The following is a 16,867-nucleotide window of genomic DNA, read 5'->3' on the forward strand; positions in this document are numbered from 1 at the left end:
GATAATTTATTAATTCATTTTTAATTTCATTTATTATTTAATTAATTTATTAAGAATTAATTTTTTTCAAAATAAGTTCTAAGGATTTTTTTAATTCATAATCACTTTGAGAATTTTTTTTAATTTTTTGATAAGCTTTAAAAACTGCAGAATGGTTTCTTTTGAAAAAACTACCAACAATATTATAAGGAATATCTTTTAATTCTTTTATTAAATACATAGCAATATGACGAGGAAAAGTATATTTTTGTTGTTTTTTTTTACTCATTAAATCGCGAACTGAAATATTGAAAAAATTACTAACAACTAATTTGATTTTTTCCAAAACATCTTCATCATAAGAAACACTTTTTTTGCTTTTAATCAAAAGTTCTAAGGCTTCATTGGCAATATTAATATCAATATCATAACCAAAAATTTGAGCATAATTCAATAATCTTAATAAAGCTCCTTCCATTTCACGAACATTATTAACAAAAGAAGAAGCAATTAATTCAAGGACATCTTTTTTTATTTTCAAAGGATTTTGTGGTTCAAATTCTAATATTTTTTTTTTCAAAATATTGAGACGATGATTAAAATCAGGACTTTGAATATCGACCATAAGACCAGCTTCAAAACGCGAAGTTAATCTACTCATAATATTTTTTAGTTCTGATGCTTGTTTATCACTTGTAATTACAATTTGTTTTTGGTTTAAATAAAGATAATCAAATAATTTAAAAAACTCCATTTGAGTTCTTGTAGCACCTGCCATAATTTGAATATCATCAACTAATAAAAGATCAATATCACGGTATTTTTCGTTGAAATCCTCCATTTTGGCTTTTCTTAATTGGTTGGTAAACTCTTCAATAAAACCATCAGCTTTTACATATAGAATTTTTTTGGCTGAATGTGTTTTTTTCAAAATATGATTTCCGATTGCCTGAATTAGATGGGTTTTTCCAATTCCTGCTTTTCCAAAAATATAGAGTGGATTTGTGGTTACTTTTTTTTCTTCAGCAATTTTTTTGGCAATTTTAAACGCAAAATTATTACTTTTTCCCACAACAAAATTATCAAAACTATATTTTGTATTAGTATTTCCATAATTGTATTTGTTAAAACTTATTTTTCGATTTTCAATTTCAACATTTGTTTCGTTATTAGTTTTATTTTCAATTTGTTTTTCTTCATTTTTTTCAAAATGTTTATTATTTTTAAATTTATTATTATTTTCAATTTTACAAAAATCATTTTCAGTTTCATTTTTAAATTCTTCTTTAATATTTTCTAAATGATTTTTTTCAGCATCAAAATTATAATTTTTTTTATTTTTTTCTGAAACAAATTCGATTATAATTTTTTCTTCGAATTTCAATTTAGTTATTTTTTGAATTTTTTCAAAATACATTTTATATATTTTATTTTTAATAAATTCAGTTTCTACTGAAATTATAATTTTTTCTTCAATTTGGTTTATTTTTTTAATATTTGAAAATGTTTCTCTAAAAACTTCATCACTGTAAATTTTTGATAGTTCATTTAAAATTATTTCCCAAATTTTAGTATAATTATTCATTTTAATATTACCTTTAATATTACCTTTAATATTTTTTATTAATTTATTATTTTATTAAATTTATTATTTTATTAAATTTATTATTTTATTAAATTTATTATTTTATTAAATTTATTATTTTATTAAATTTATTATTTTATTAAATTTATTATTATTATGAAGCATATTTTTTTGTTCCTAAATTCAAAAAACATCGCTTTAACTTTATTTTTTCCTTAAATTAAGGAAAAATTTAGTAACATTTTAGGAACTATTTTTAACAGTTAGAAACAATTTATTTTTAACAACTATTTTTAAAACTTTTTTGCTTTTACATTTTTTCTAAAAAAAATAAAATTATTCAATAAAATAATAACATAAAAAGCCACAGTTTTTAGGAACAAAAAGATAACTTTTTCCTAACTTTGAAAAACCTTTCTTTTTAAAAAATAAGGAACAATTTTAGGAAATATTAACTTTTTATTTTAATACTTTTTTAAGTTAGTTTTTTACAACTAAAAATTAAACTTTTTTAAAACTTAGGAACTTTTTTTAAAATTTAGGAACATTTAAACCTATTTTTTCCTAACTTTTATTTTTATTTTGTTATTGTTTTTTATTCTAATTTATTGCGTTTTTTTCAAAAAAATATCAAAATATAACTTAAAAATGATAAAATAAATTTGTAATTGTTTTTATTTTTTTATTTTTATTTTAAATGTTTATTTTAAATGTTTTTTTGAAATATTTTTATTTTTTTACTTTTTTAATTAAGATTTATTTTAATTAAAAAAAAATAAACAAAAAATTATTTTTCATATTACTAATTCTTCTCCTTTTTTCTTTTATAATTTTTAAAACATTTTACCATCATTTTTTCTTTTTATATTTACCACTTTTTTAATTCTTATTCGTTTCATTTCGCTTTTTTCTATTTAAAACCAAAATATTACAACATTACATAAAAACAAAGGATTAGTAAATTACAATGAAAATTTCTATCAAAGATATTTTTCAAAAACCAGAGTTATTTTATCAAAAAAAAATATTATTAAATGGTTGGGTTAGAAATTGCCGTTATCAAAAAAAATTAATTTTTATTGATTTAAATGACGGTACTTTTCTGGAAAATTTACAAATTGTTTGTAAAGAAACCAAAAAAACCGAAACCGCCAAAATTACCGAATTTCAAGAAAATCAAAAAGTCAATACCAACAACGAATCTCCAAATAAAATTAATTTAGAAAAATTAAAAGAAATTTTGCAAATTGGGGCTTCTTTGCAAGTAGAAGGTATTCTAAAAGTAACTAATAATCCCCAAACTCCTTTTGAAATTAGTGCCCAAAATATTTCTCTTTTGGGCGCAAGTGATTTTTCTTATCCGCTTCAACCCAAAAAACATTCGAAGGCTTTTTTGAGACAAATATCTCATCTAAGAGTGCGAACCAAACTTTTTGGAGCAGTTTTTCGAATTAGAAATACCGCTTTTTTTGCCCTGCACAGTTTTTTTCAAAAAAAAGGTTTTTTTCATATCAACACCCCCATTATCACTTCTAATGATGGCGAAGGCGCGGGTGAATTATTTCAACTTACAACCCTTAATTTAGAAGTTTTGCCACAAACAAAAAATATTCCAAACGCTTCCAAACCTGACGATGAGACTACCAGTAAAAATGAAATTGATTATCAAAAAGATTTTTTTGGCAAAAAAGTTTTTTTAACAGTAACAGGCCAACTAGAAGCAGAAGCGATGGCTTTGGGTTTAAATAAAGTATACACTTTTGGTCCTACTTTCAGAGCTGAAAAATCAAATACTCCAAGACATGCCGCTGAATTTTGGATGTTGGAACCTGAAATGGCTTTTTGTGATTTATCTCAAAATTTAAAAGTCGCCCAAGAAATGTTACAATTCGTTATTGCTAAATGTTTGGAACAAAATTATCAAGATATAGAATTTTTGGATAAGACAGAAAAAAACGGTTTAATTGAAGAATTACAAAACATCGCTGAGGAAAAAGAATTTTTGACAGTAAAATATGAACAAGCTTTAGAAATTTTGCAAAAAAGTAACACCAAATTTGAAAATCCCCTTTTTTATGGAGCTGATTTGGCAACCGAACACGAAAAATACTTAACCGAAATATACTTTAAAAAACCAGTTTTTATTGTTGATTGGCCCAAAGAAATTAAAGCTTTTTACATGAAAAATAATCCCGATCAAAAAACAGTAGCCGCTATAGATCTTTTGGTTCCTCGTGTAGGAGAATTAATTGGTGGATCGCAAAGAGAAGAAAATTTATCAGTTTTAATTGAAAAAATGAAACAAATGAAAATTTCTCAAAAAGATTTGGAATGGTATTTAGATTTACGCCGTTTTGGGGGATGCATTCATTCAGGTTTTGGCTTAGGATTTGAAAGGCTGCTAATTTTTTTAACAGGATTAGACAATATTCGTGATGTAATTGCTTTTCCAAGAACTTATCATAATTTAGTTTTTTAATTAGTAGTATCGTTTTTTATTTATCAATTTAAAAAAAACTTTAAAATTTTTTTAATCCTTTTCTTAAATATTTTTAATCCTAAAATGTTTTTTTAAAACATTTTTTATTTTTTGTTGGGAAATTTGCTTTTACTTATTTTAAAAAACAAAAAAACCAAAAACAAAAATAATAAAAAAAGTTAAAAATAATAAAATTAAAATAATAAAACCAAACCAAAATCACAATCACAAAATTAAAAGCCAAAAAGCTAAAATAAGGAATACAAAAAATGGGTATAAAATTAGAACAAGTTTCTAAAATTTTCATCGATAAACAAACTAAAAAAGAAACTTATGCTGTAAAAAAAATTGACATCAACATTCCTAAAGGAAAATTGGTAAGTCTTTTAGGTCCTTCGGGTTGTGGCAAATCAACTACTCTTTACATGATTGCAGGACTTCATCATATTTCGGCTGGAAAAATATTTTTTGGTAACAGAGACGTCACTCACTTGCCTATTGAAAAAAGAAGTATTGGTTTAGTTTTCCAAAATTACGCCCTATATCCTCATATGACAGTTAGACAAAATATTTCTTTTCCACTAGAAAATCTAAAATTTGCACGCGACATTATTGTTCAAAAAGTAGAAGAAATTGCCAAGTTAGTGGGAATTACCGATCATTTATATAAAAAACCCCATCAACTTTCAGGCGGACAACAACAACGTGTTGCAATTGCTAGAGCTTTGGTAAAAGAACCTCAAGTTTTGCTTTTGGACGAGCCCTTATCCAATTTAGATGCAGGTTTACGCCTTAAAACTAGAGAAGAAATTAGAAGAATCCAACGAAAAACTGGAATAACTGCTATTTTTGTCACACACGACCAAGAAGAAGCGATGTCTATTAGTGATGAAATTTGTTTAATGAATAAAGGACAAATCCAACAAAAAGGTGCTCCTCAAGAAGTTTATGCCAATCCTAACAATTTGTTTGTTGCCAAATTTTTAGGCAATCCGCTCATTTCTATTTTTGAAGGAAAAATTACTTTTGGAAAAGTAACTATTGGAGATTCACTTCTTTTTGATTTTTCTTCTAACAAAACTTTAAAAAATCTAAATCAAGAAATCTATGTAGCCATTCGTCCCGAAAGTTATTGGTTTGATACAAAAGGTAATTTTGAAATCGAACCTCTCTTTTTAGAAAATGTTGGCAGAAATTTAATGATGTTAGCAAGACATCCTCAAGCTGTTAAAAAAACTTTCCGCCTTGTCTTTGATGAAAAAAGTAAAGATATTATTTTTCCCCAAGGATTTATTTCCAAGAAAAAAATTAGATTCCAAATTAAAGAAAATAAGTGTTTTCTTTTTGATAAAAAAACCGAAAATAGGATTTTTTAAATGTCATTCCTAAAAAAACTTTTCCATCACAATTCCACTAAATATTCCAAACAAAATCATTGGTATTATTTGGCTCCTGCCTTAATTCTTATGGTTTTATTTAATTTTTATCCTTTGGTAAAAACTCTTTTTATTTCTTTGGATAGTAGATATAATAAATTTGCAGATACATTTTCTTATTCTTTTAATTTTTCCAATTATACTACTACTTTTTGTGATCCTAATTTTAGAACCGCTCTTTTTAACACTTTTTTACTGGTGTTTGCTGCTGTTCCTATTTCTATTTTTTTATCTTTAATGATTACCTTAGCACTTAACAGTATTTATAATCGTTTTTTTAAAAATGTTTTTCAAACCATTTTTTTCCTCCCTTATTTAACAAATCCTGTTATTATGGGAATGGTTTTTGCAGTTCTTTTTTATCACAATAGTTTTGGCATCCAAATGCGTCCCGAAGGCTTTTTTAATTCTTTTTTTGGGCTCCAAAAAGATTGGATTAACATTGCAGCTCCTTATTCGCATAAAATGTTTGTTTTAATTTTTTATGTAGTGTGGAAATCCCTCCCCTTCCAAATTTTAATTTTTAGTGTGGGATTAAAAAACATTAGTAAAGATTATTACGATGCTGCTAGAATTGACGGCGCTTCCAAAATAACTATTTTTAGAAAAATTACTCTTCCCCTACTTGCTCCTACTATTCTTTATCAACTTATCATTGCAATAATTCAAGTTTTTAAAGAATATGAATCTGTTATTGGAGTTTTTGGTAGTTCTGATACTACCAAGGTAAATACTGTGGTAGGCTATATTTATCAACAATTAGAAGGAACTTTAATGGATTCTTATTCCAGAGGCGCTGCAGCTACTGTTATTTTGCTTTTAATTTCTATTCTTTTTACTGCTATTAATTTTTTCTTTTTTGAAAAGAAACTAAATAAATAATAAATAAGGATCGAACCTTGATAATTATGTCAAATAATAAAACAAAACTCATTTTTACTAAACTTAAAAAACATTTACCCAAAGTTTGTGCCACTTTTACCAAATACTTTTTTTTGTCTTTTTTTGCTCTTTTTTTGACTATCCCTTTTTATTGGATGTTAAATTTAGCTCTACAAGACAATCCTTCTTGTCCTAGTTTTTTCCCTAAAGATTTAACGTGGAATAACTTTTCTTTTTTATTTACCCGTTATAGTTTGTTTTCAACTTTTTTTAAAACCCTTGCTGTTGTTTTTTTCTCTACTGTTTTAGGTATTTTTGTCTCTGTTATAACTGCTTTTGCTCTTAGTATTTTAGAATTTAGAACTAAAAAAATTATATTAGGAGTCTTTCTAATTACAACTATGATAACTACTGAAAGTATGTTTTTAACTAATTATCAAACAGTTGCACGCCTAGGTTTTGTTGATTCTGGTCAAGGTACTCGTGTTTTTGGTGGCATTTATTTAGCAATGGTACTTCCCTTTCTAATCAATGTATTTCATATTTTTTTATTAATGCAAAATATCAAAAAAATTCCCAAAGAACTCTATTTATCTGCCAAAGTTGATGGTAGTAGTGATTGGATTTTTTTATATAAAATTTTAACTCCACTTTTAAGAGATAACATCATTAACATTATTATTTTTAGAGTGGTTGCTGCTTGGAATGCTTACTTATGGCCTGAACTTGTAGGCGGAAAATTGCTTACTAATGTGATTAGAAATATTTTTGACTCTGAAAAAAACCAACATTTAGTCAATCAACAAATGGCAGCTACTGTTTTGATGACATTACCTTTAGTTTTGTTGTTCATTTTTTGTAAAAGATATGTTTTAGAAGGAAAATTAAACAGTGGTATCAAAGGATAAATTAAAAATCATTCGTTTTTTTACTTGTTTATTTGTCATTTTAGCATTTATTGTATTATTTCCTAAAATTGATTCTAATGCTTTAAGAAATAATCATGAACAAGAATTAAATGAAATGCTTATAAAATATAAAGATAAAGATAGCGAAGCATGGAAAAAATTCCTAGCAAAACCCATCGAAATTGTTTTTTGGCATCGTTTAGATCCTGAAAAAGAAAAAGGAAAACCGAAAACTGCTTTAGAAGAAATTATTGAAAAATTTAGAAAAGATTATCCTAATATCAAAGTAAAAACAGAATATAAACCTAGTTGGAGTGGGATTGTTAAAAACATTAATGTAGCTCTTCCAGCCAACAATGAACCTCATTTAATTGTTTCTTATGTTGATCATTTAGTAAATTATTATGAATCAGGTAAATTAGTTCCCCTTGATGGATTTAAAGATCACACCAATTTAGAAATTCAATTAGAATCTTGTATAGAAAAAACAAATCTCAAAAAAGAAAAAAAAACATATTTTTATTCCAGTTTTGAAGATGAGGCTCAATTGCCTTTGGGTGATGAAAAAGAACCAGGGAAATGGTATTCCTTGCCATTTTCTAAATCTATTGAATTGATGTATTATAATCAAGATTATTTTAAACATTTAAAAGAAACAATTAAAGAACAAAAAATTGAAATCGATTCTGATTTTAAATCTTATTTTGAAAATTATGACTCTAATTTTGAAGGTAAACTTAAAGATGGTATTACATGGGAACAAATGGAAAAGTTATGCAAAGTAATTAAACAAATTGACCCTGAAAAAATCCCTATTTCTTATGATTCTGAATCTAATTTATTTATTGTATCTTCCGAACAAAGAGGAATTGAATATACAACTTCACCAACTAAAAAAGATCCATCAAGTCGTGAAGTAGGAGTGCGTTTTAATAATCCAGATGCTAAAAAAATGATTAAAGATTTTAAAAAGTTTTATGATAACAAATATTTAATTACTCGTAAATTATCTGGTGAAAGTTATACTACTCATTTATTTATGAATCAAAAAATTTTAATGGATATTTCTTCTTCTAATGGATTTGAATATGTTTCTAAAGCTCCATTTAAAGTAGGAGTAACTTCAGTTCCTTATTGGAAAAAAGGAAAACAAGGTCCTGAGTCAGGTAAAAGAAAAGTTTTACAACAAGGATCCAATATTAATTTATTTTATAAAAAAGATAAAGATGAAGTGCTTGCTTCTTGGTTGTTTTTAAAATATTTAACTTCCAAAGAAATAAACGAAAAATTAATCAAAAAACTTAGTCAATTTCCTACTCGTCCTTGTTATGAAAAAAGCGTTAAACCAGAACAAACAAATTCTGAAAGTTCTTACAAAAATAAAGATTCTAAAAATCCAGAAATAAATAAAGATATTTTTGAATTTATGAAAGATGAAAGAGAAAAAGACAAAGAATCATCTAAAACAGGTAATCCCATTTATTTTTTTTCTCCCACTTTTAGAAAATCCCAGATGTCTCGTATAGTTGTAGAAAAATTAGTAATAGATTGTTTTTTAGATAAAGACTTAGACAAAAACATCGATACATTATTTAACGAAGCCCAACAAAAAGCAGACTCCTAAAAACTTATTAAAATTAACAAATTAAAGGAAAATTATGAAAATTATTTACAATAAAATTAAAACTTTTGAAATAATTATTATTCATGGACACACAAATCCAGATGGTGATTGTTACGGAGCTCAACTAGGTTTAAAAGATGCAATTACAGCAACTTTTCCCCAAAAAAAAGTTTATGCAGTAGGACAACAAAATCCTTCTTTATCTTTTGTAGGTGTGATGGATGAAGTTTGTGATTCTTTGTACCAAAACGCTCTTGCTATTGTTGTTGATTGCGGTCAAGAAAACAAAATTAGTGATCAAAGATTTAAATTAGCCAAAGATACAATTAGAATTGATCATCATTTATTAATAGATAATTACTGCAATTATCAATGGGTAGATGCTAATTATTCTTCTTGTTCTCAAATGATTTTTGAATTTAAAGAAAAATGCAATATGAAATTAACTTCTAAAGGTGCTTTGGCTATTTATGTAGGTATGGTAACTGATACTGGTAATTTTTGTTTTGATAGAGTTGACCAAAACACTCTCAAAGCTGCTGCTTCCTTACTTGCTTTTGATCTTGATGTATCACAAATCTTTTTTCACCTCAACAAAGAAACTCTTACCTTGTTTCAATATAAAGCCTATATTTATCAAAATGTAGTTACTTCCCAAGGTTTTGTTTACGTTTTTATTTCTCAAGAAATATTGAAAAAATTTAACTTACATATTGACGTTGCTGCAAGTTTAGTCAATATTTTGGGTCATTTAGAAAATCATCCAGTTTGGGCTTTTTTCTTAGAACAACCAAATTTAACAATTAGAGCTCGCATTCGTTCTCGTGGTCCTGAAATTAACTCCATTACTAGACAATTTAAAGGTGGAGGTCATCTCAGAGCTTGTGGTGCTATTTTAAATAACAATCAAGAAATGACTCTTTTCATATCTAAAATAAAAGATTCAATTAAAGCTTTTGAAACCAAATCACAAAACCAAAATTAATTAAAAACTAATTAACAATAAAATTAACCCAACAAAACTTTTTTATTTTTGTAATTATTTTCCCCTTTTCCTTTTGGTTGTAAATTATTTTCATATTATAAATGATAAATATCAATTTAAAACAATATTCAATAAATGAAAAGATTACAAAAATCATAAAGAAAGGAGTTACCATAAATGTTTTTTGATACTATTGCTGCTATTTCAACTCCCTTAGGAACAGGAGGAGTTAGTGTAATTAGGGTTTCTGGCAACAATTCTATCGCAGAAATAAATAAAATTTTTAAAGGAAAAGACCTTATCAAAGCCAAAACACATACCATTAATCACGGTTTTATTCTTAACAAAGACCAAACTATTTTAGATGAAGTTTTGATTTCTGTTTTTAAAACTCCTAATTCTTTTACTGGCGAAAATGTCGTAGAAATTAATGCTCATGGCGGTATTTTAATTACGCAAATGGTTTTAGAAAGAATTTTGTCATTAGATATTAGATTAGCTTTTCCAGGTGAATTTAGTCAAAGAGCCTATCTTAATGGAAAAATGGACCTAATTCAAGCTGAATCCATTATGGACTTAATTCATGCCACTAATGAAAATGCCATTAAAATTGCTCATTCTGGTTTGCAAAAATATACTTCTCAATTAGTGATTTCTTTGCGCGAACAAATTCTTAATTTAATTGCTCAAATTGAAGTTAATATTGATTATCCTGAATATGATGATATTCCTCAAATCACCCAACAAAAAATCGCTTTGGAAGTCCAAAGTTTAATCCAACAATTAGAAAATATTTTGAGTCACTCCCATAAAAATAGATATCTTAAAGAAGGAATAAAAACTTTAATTATTGGGCGTCCTAATGTTGGTAAATCAAGCCTTCTTAATGCTTTTTTAAATGAAACTAAAGCTATTGTTTCTGATATTTCAGGCACTACTAGAGATTTTGTTGAAGCTTATTTTAATTGTCAAGGCATTACTCTTCATTTAATTGATACTGCAGGCATTCGTAAAACTGATGATCCCATTGAAAAAATAGGAATTTTAAGAACAGAAAAAATGCTTTTACAAGCAGAATTAATTTTATTAGTTTTAGACCAAAGCAAACATTTACAAGAAGAAGATATCCAACTTTTGCAATTAACTCAAAATTATCCGCGTATTATTATAGGAAACAAAGTGGATTTGAAAAGTGATAAATTAATTTCTTCCCTTTATGATTACTCTTCCCAATTAGCTACACAAGAAATTATTTCAGTTTCAAGTTTGGATAAAACAGGGTTTTTAGAGTTGCAACAAAAAATTTTAGAAAAATTTCAATTAAATGACATTAAGTCTAAAGATTTTAATTATTTTTCTAATGCAAGACACATTAATCAAATTCAAATTGCTCTTCGATCTTTCCAAGATTTGAAACAAGCCCTTTTGCGATCAATGCCAATAGATATTTATTCTATTGATCTTACCAAAGCCTATCAAGCGTTAGGACAAATTATAGGTGATAATCAAGAAAATAATTTAATTAAAGAATTGTTTTCTAAATTTTGTTTAGGAAAATAAAAAACAAAACAACTAACATCATTTTAACTAAACTTAATATTTTAACAAATATAAAGAAAGGAACAAATATGAAATTTATTGAAACCCAAATTAAAACCTTTGATACTATCATTATTCACGGACATAAAAATCCTGATGGTGATTGTTATGGTTCTCAACTAGGTTTAAAAAATATGATTCAAAATACCTTTCCTCATAAAAATGTTTATGTGGTGGGTCAAACCAAAGATAATTTAACCTTTTTGGGTCAAATGGATGAAATACTTGATGAAACTTACCAAAATGCTTTAGTAATTGTGGTTGACTGCGGTACTACTCAAGCCATCAGCGACCAAAGATTTAAACTGGGAAAATTCGTTATTCGAATTGATCATCATATTTTAATTGAAAATTATGGTAATTATCAATGGGTTGATGATTCTTTTGGTTCGTGTTCTGAGATGATTTATTTGTTAAAAGAAAAACTCAACCTAAACCTAACTTTTAAAGGTGCTTTGGCTATTTATGTGGGTTTAATTGCAGATACTGGTAATTTTAGGTATCATAGAGTAAGCGCCCAAACTTTAAGAATTGCCTCAGAATTAATTAATTATGGTATTGATGTTGCTTTGGTGGAACAAAATATTAATAAAGTAACGCTTAATTTTTTAAAATATCAAGGATATATATGTCAAAATATTGTTGCTTGTGAAGGATTTGCCTATGTTTATGTGAATCAACAAATCATTGAACAATTCAACATTACTTTAGAAGAGGTTTTTTTGTCAATTAATATTTTATCTAATATTAAAAATTTCCCCTTTTATGCTCTTTTTTTTGAACGTTCTGATTCTAAAATTCAAGTTCGTATTTGTTCTAACGGACCTCAAATTTATCATATTGTTCAAAAATATGGTTGTAAAGGACACCTAAGAGCTTGTAGTATGTTTTTACCATCCGAAAAAGAAATTTTGCCTTTTGTTGCTAAAATAAAAAAAGAAATTGCACCCTTTTTCAAAAAAACTTAAAAATTTAGATTCAAAATAATAAAAACCAACAAACCAATTACTAAAAAAATAATCCCTTTTTTTGTGATTTGTGTTATAGTTATTATATATATTATTTAATTTTTTAGTGTAAATAGCACATTATTGTTTAAATAAAATTTTTCACCCTTTATTATTTTGCCTCATTATCTTTGTTCATCTTTGTTTTTCCCAATTTCTTAAAAGATCAAAAAACTAAAAAATACAAAAGAAAGGGTTTTTATGATTAAAATCAGCTTTTTTGACAATCAAATAAAAGAATTTATTTCAGGTACAACTCCTTTGGCAATTTGGAAAGAATATTTATCTGCACATTTCAAAAAACCAGTTGCAGCCCTTTTCAACGACCAACCAATAGAACTTGATTTTCCTTTGAAAGAAAATGGCAATTTAGAAATTTTAACCGAATCTGATCCTAAATCTTTGGAAGTTCTTAACCATAGCACCGCTCACCTTATGGCGCAAGCTATTGCAAGACTTTATCCAGATACCCTTTTTACAGTAGGACCTGCCATTAAAGAAGGATTTTATTATGATATTGATTTTCAAAATCACACTATTTCGGAAAAAGATTTTCTTGCTATTGAAAAAGTAATGCATCAAATTTCTTTGGAAAACCATACAATCACAAGAGAAGAAGTTTCTTTCGAACAAGCCCAAAAATTATTTGCTTGCAACCCTTATAAACAAGTTTTGCTGGAAAAATTTCGCGACCAGGCTATCAGTATTTATTATCAAGGAGAATTTTTTGATCTTTGTCTTGGTGGTCATGTAACCAAAACAAGTCTTATTAAACATTTTAAACTTTTAAAAATATCAGGAGCTTATTTTCAAGGAGACGCTAAAAACAAAACTTTGACCCGTATTTATGGCATTTCTTTTTTTAAAAAACAAGCGCTTGCGGAATACTTGCAACTTTTGAAAGAAAGAAAAGAGCGCGACCATAAAAAAATTAATAAAAAACTAGATTTATTCATGTTTAATAAAGAAGTTGGTTTGGGACTTCCCTTTTGGCTTCCTAAAGGAGCTACTGTAAGGCGTATCGTTGAAAGATATATCGTTGACAAAGAATTAAGCTATGATTATCATCATGTCTACACACCCATTATGGCAAATACAGAACTTTACCGCATTTCAGGACATTTGGACCATTACTCTTCTAATATATTTCCCATTATGACTTTGGAAAATGGCGAAAAACTAGTTTTAAGACCAATGAATTGCCCCCATCACATGATGATTTATAAAAAAACTCCTCATAGTTATAAGGAATTACCTTTACGTATTGCTGAATTAGGAATGATGCATCGATTTGAAAAATCAGGAGCTGTTTCTGGTTTACAAAGAGTAAGAGAAATGACTCTTAATGATGCTCATATTTTTGCCCGTCCTGACCAAATCAAAGAAGAGATGAAAAAAATTATTAATTTAATTTTAGAAGTTTATTGTGATTTTAATATTAAAAATTATGAGTTGCGTCTAAGTTATCACGACCCCAAGGACACAGAAAAATATTTTAATGACGACCAAATGTGGCATCACGCTGAAAAAACCCTCAAAGAAACTATTCAAGAATTGGGATTACCCTTTAAAGAAGCTATCGGAGAAGCTGCCTTTTATGGTCCTAAATTAGATGTGCAAGTGTTTACTGCCCTAGGCAACGAAGAAACACTATCAACAGTACAACTTGATTTTTTGCTTCCTCAAAAATTTGATCTTACTTTTATTGGAGAAGATAACAAACACCATCGTCCTGTTGTCATTCATCGCGCAGTTGTTTCTACTATGGAAAGATTTTTAGCGAATTTAATAGAAGAAACTAAGGGTGCTTTTCCTTTATGGCTTGCTCCTTTACAAGTACTTTTAATTCCTGTGTCTGCTCCTCTACATTTGGAATTTAGCCAAAAAATTAAAGAAATATTACAATTACAAAATTTCAGAGTAGAAATTAATTCCAAAGATACTACTTTAGGCTATAAAATTAGAGAAGCACAAAAATTAAAAATTCCTTATCAAGTTGTAATTGGCAACCACGAAATGACTAACAATTTAATTACTTTTAGAAAATATGGATCTCATTTGCAAACCACAATTAAAGTTGATGAGTTTGTTTCTTTATTAAAAGATCAAGTTTTGCAAAAAAAATAACCTCTTAATTGTAAAAAAAACAATAAAAAAACAAATAAATTTATCATAACGCAAATTTCCAAACTCTAAACTGTTTATATAATTTGGTTTTTTTTATCAAAATAAAAACTCAAAAAAATTGAAATAATGTTTTATTATGAATTTTTCAAATAAAAAAGTATTTTAAATATTTTGGTGACAATTTTCAAGGGTGGTGTGTTTTATGAAATTTTTAAAATTTTTAAAATTTTTAAAATTTTTATTATATCCTTCTAAGAAATTAAAAAAAGCTTTGGGATTTTTGGAGGGTTATAATTTTTTTTTCATCAAATATTTAAAATATAGGATGCCAAACTTAAAAGAAAAAAGGATTTTAGATTATAAAACCCAAAATATAGTTAATTATCGTAGTGCTTGGTCTAAATTTTTATATTAGTTTTTCTTATAGTTTTAAGTTTTATAGTTATTTATATTAATTTAAATTCCCTAAGAAAAAATTATTATTTTGCCACGCATTTAAAAAAATTGAATTTATAGGTAAATTTTTAGCAGTGATTTAGATAATTGTTTAAATGGATAAATGAATGCATACCAAAAAAAATAAAATTTTAGCAATTTTGTTATTAATAAAAGGTATGCTGTCTTCTATTATAGGTTTTTTTGGTTAATAGTTTTATTTGGGCATTAATCGTTTACTTCCTATAAGCACTTATCTAATGTCCTATATTAACAGGTTTTATTTTTTAGGCAGTTTTACTAATGTTTTTAAGGGGTATTAGAAAAAAATATAGCTTTTATTATGGCAAAAATTATTATCTTAGTTATTGTCATTCCTTTTTTATCATCAGTTTTGTTTGTGGGGATTGCCACTTATCTATATTATAATGTAATACCCAAATTAGCAATTAATCCACAAAAAGAAGAAACCAAATTCAACTTTAAAAATATCAAATTAATGTTTTTTTGTGTTATTTTCTTTTCATAAGTTTTTTAATATTTTTATTATTATTTAATAATAAATTCAATTACGGCTATTTTAATTTTAATCATCACTATAGTAATAGTAATGTGAGTTTCAATTTTAGAAAAATTCGATTATTATATACAAATCAAAACACCTAAAAAATATGAATGGATTATTATTAGTTCTTTGTTTATTATTTTTATTGCAATTTATTTTATTATTTTTTAATATGGTTTTATTTATATACGTATATTTACTGATTACAAATTTTAGATAACTTAATATTTATTTCATTTAAAAAATGTTAGCATCATCTGTATTTTTTTATTCGCTAAATCATTTTATTTTACTATTTTTTCTTATTTACACCAAACCGATAAAAATTTCCAAAAATCCCCTAAAACTATTGACAAAGCTCACTTTTTATTATATAATTAGGACGGTATTGTTATTGTTTTATTTTATATAATATTCAAAATATAATTATAAAAATTATCAAAGATTTTGTAATAATCTTATGATATTAACGTGAAAAGAAGAGTTTTTCTCTCGCCTGATTAACAATTAGTTTTTAGGCAAATGGCACATAAACATTTAGTGTTAGTTATTTTAGAGAAGAGAAATGTTCCTTTGGGCGTTTCTCTTTTTTTTTATTTTCTCTTTTTTTTTATTTTCTCTTTTTTCTTTGTTTCGTCCCCCCCGCGTTATGTTATTTCATTTTATTTTTACAAAACAATCCCAAAACCCAAGGAGGTTTTAAATATTAAAATCAACAAATTTAAAAAAAGTTCCAATTCCGATTTATATAATGAAAATATCCCACAAGGAAAATATCTCATTATTGATGAAAAAGGCGAACAATTAGGTGTTTTTGACCAAAAGGAAGCTTTAAAATTATCAGAACAAAAAGAAATTGATATTGTGGTGGTAAACGCAGATGCCTCACCGATGGTAGCGCGACTGATGAACTATCAAAAACATCGTTATAACCAACAAAAAAAACTTCGTGAAGCCAAAAAGAAAACCCAAATTAGTGTTTTAAAAGAAATTCGCCTCAATCCCACCATTGATAAAAACGATCTAATTACTAAAATTAAACAAGCCCAAAAATTTTTAAAACAAGGCGATAAAGTAAAAGTTAGTATGCGTTTTCGTGGTCGTATGATTAATAATTTTCAATTAGGAGAAACAGTTTTTAAACAAGTTATGCAAGATTTAAAAAACCTATCTCAAATTGAGACTCCTTTAAAATTACAAGGCAATCAACTAACAACAGTTCTGTCACCTTTAAAATAACCTTTAATGGTATTCGA

Annotated in this window: 13 protein-coding genes; 12 read left to right on the top strand and 1 reads right to left on the bottom strand. The window is 26.4% G+C overall.

Annotated features, from left to right (window positions below):
• Positions 1-49: 49 nt before the first annotated feature.
• Positions 50-1,564, bottom strand: coding sequence for a chromosomal replication initiator protein DnaA (gene dnaA / locus N747_RS0100725; RefSeq protein WP_024563393.1), 1,515 nt, complete (start codon positions 1,562-1,564; stop codon positions 50-52).
• Between the two features lie 967 nt (positions 1,565-2,531).
• On the opposite strand from dnaA, the gene asnS reads away from it, so the two are divergent.
• The 12 genes from asnS to infC all read left to right on the top strand — a co-directional run bounded on the left by asnS (position 2,532) and on the right by infC (position 16,850).
• Positions 2,532-4,043: an asparagine--tRNA ligase gene (asnS, locus tag N747_RS0100730; protein WP_024563394.1), complete on the top strand. Its 1,512-nt coding sequence runs from the start codon at positions 2,532-2,534 to the stop codon at positions 4,041-4,043.
• A 269-nt stretch (positions 4,044-4,312) separates the two neighbouring features.
• Positions 4,313-5,419 (top strand): ABC transporter ATP-binding protein, encoded by a 1,107-nt coding sequence (locus N747_RS0100740; protein WP_024563395.1) that lies wholly within the window; start codon positions 4,313-4,315, stop codon positions 5,417-5,419.
• Positions 5,420-6,361, top strand: coding sequence for a carbohydrate ABC transporter permease (locus N747_RS0100745; protein WP_024563396.1), 942 nt, complete (start codon positions 5,420-5,422; stop codon positions 6,359-6,361). It abuts the gene before it with no gap.
• Between the two features lie 26 nt (positions 6,362-6,387).
• Positions 6,388-7,269: a carbohydrate ABC transporter permease gene (locus N747_RS0100750; protein ID WP_024563397.1), complete on the top strand. Its 882-nt coding sequence runs from the start codon at positions 6,388-6,390 to the stop codon at positions 7,267-7,269.
• Positions 7,253-8,893 (top strand): extracellular solute-binding protein, encoded by a 1,641-nt coding sequence (locus N747_RS0100755; RefSeq protein ID WP_024563398.1) that lies wholly within the window; start codon positions 7,253-7,255, stop codon positions 8,891-8,893. The genes N747_RS0100750 and N747_RS0100755 overlap by 17 nt, the downstream gene beginning before the upstream one ends.
• A 34-nt stretch (positions 8,894-8,927) precedes the next feature.
• Positions 8,928-9,878, top strand: a complete 951-nt coding sequence (locus tag N747_RS0100760) for a DHH family phosphoesterase (RefSeq protein WP_024563399.1) — start codon at positions 8,928-8,930, stop codon at positions 9,876-9,878.
• Positions 9,879-10,055: 177 nt separating this feature from the next.
• Positions 10,056-11,438, top strand: coding sequence for a tRNA uridine-5-carboxymethylaminomethyl(34) synthesis GTPase MnmE (gene mnmE, locus N747_RS0100765; protein ID WP_024563400.1), 1,383 nt, complete (start codon positions 10,056-10,058; stop codon positions 11,436-11,438).
• Positions 11,439-11,506: 68 nt separating this feature from the next.
• The gene (locus N747_RS0100770; RefSeq protein WP_024563401.1) at positions 11,507-12,445 is read left to right on the top strand and encodes a DHH family phosphoesterase; all 939 of its coding nucleotides are present in this window, start codon (positions 11,507-11,509) and stop codon (positions 12,443-12,445) included.
• A 240-nt stretch (positions 12,446-12,685) separates the two neighbouring features.
• Entirely contained in the window at positions 12,686-14,611 is a 1,926-nt protein-coding gene (thrS, locus tag N747_RS0100775) for a threonine--tRNA ligase (RefSeq protein ID WP_024563402.1), read from the top strand.
• A 202-nt stretch (positions 14,612-14,813) separates the two neighbouring features.
• Positions 14,814-15,026 carry a hypothetical protein gene (locus N747_RS0100780; RefSeq protein ID WP_024563403.1) on the top strand — a complete coding sequence of 71 codons (213 nt, stop codon included), beginning with the start codon at positions 14,814-14,816 and terminating at the stop codon, positions 15,024-15,026.
• Positions 15,027-15,389: 363 nt separating this feature from the next.
• Entirely contained in the window at positions 15,390-15,575 is a 186-nt protein-coding gene (locus N747_RS0100790; protein WP_024563404.1) for a hypothetical protein, read from the top strand.
• A 558-nt stretch (positions 15,576-16,133) separates the two neighbouring features.
• Positions 16,134-16,850, top strand: coding sequence for a translation initiation factor IF-3 (infC, locus tag N747_RS03760; RefSeq protein ID WP_024563405.1), 717 nt, complete (start codon positions 16,134-16,136; stop codon positions 16,848-16,850).
• Positions 16,851-16,867: the final 17 nt, after the last annotated feature.

The sequence above is a fragment of the Candidatus Phytoplasma tritici genome, from assembly GCF_000495255.1.
Lineage (GTDB): Bacteria > Bacillota_I > Bacilli_A > Acholeplasmatales > Acholeplasmataceae > Phytoplasma > Phytoplasma tritici.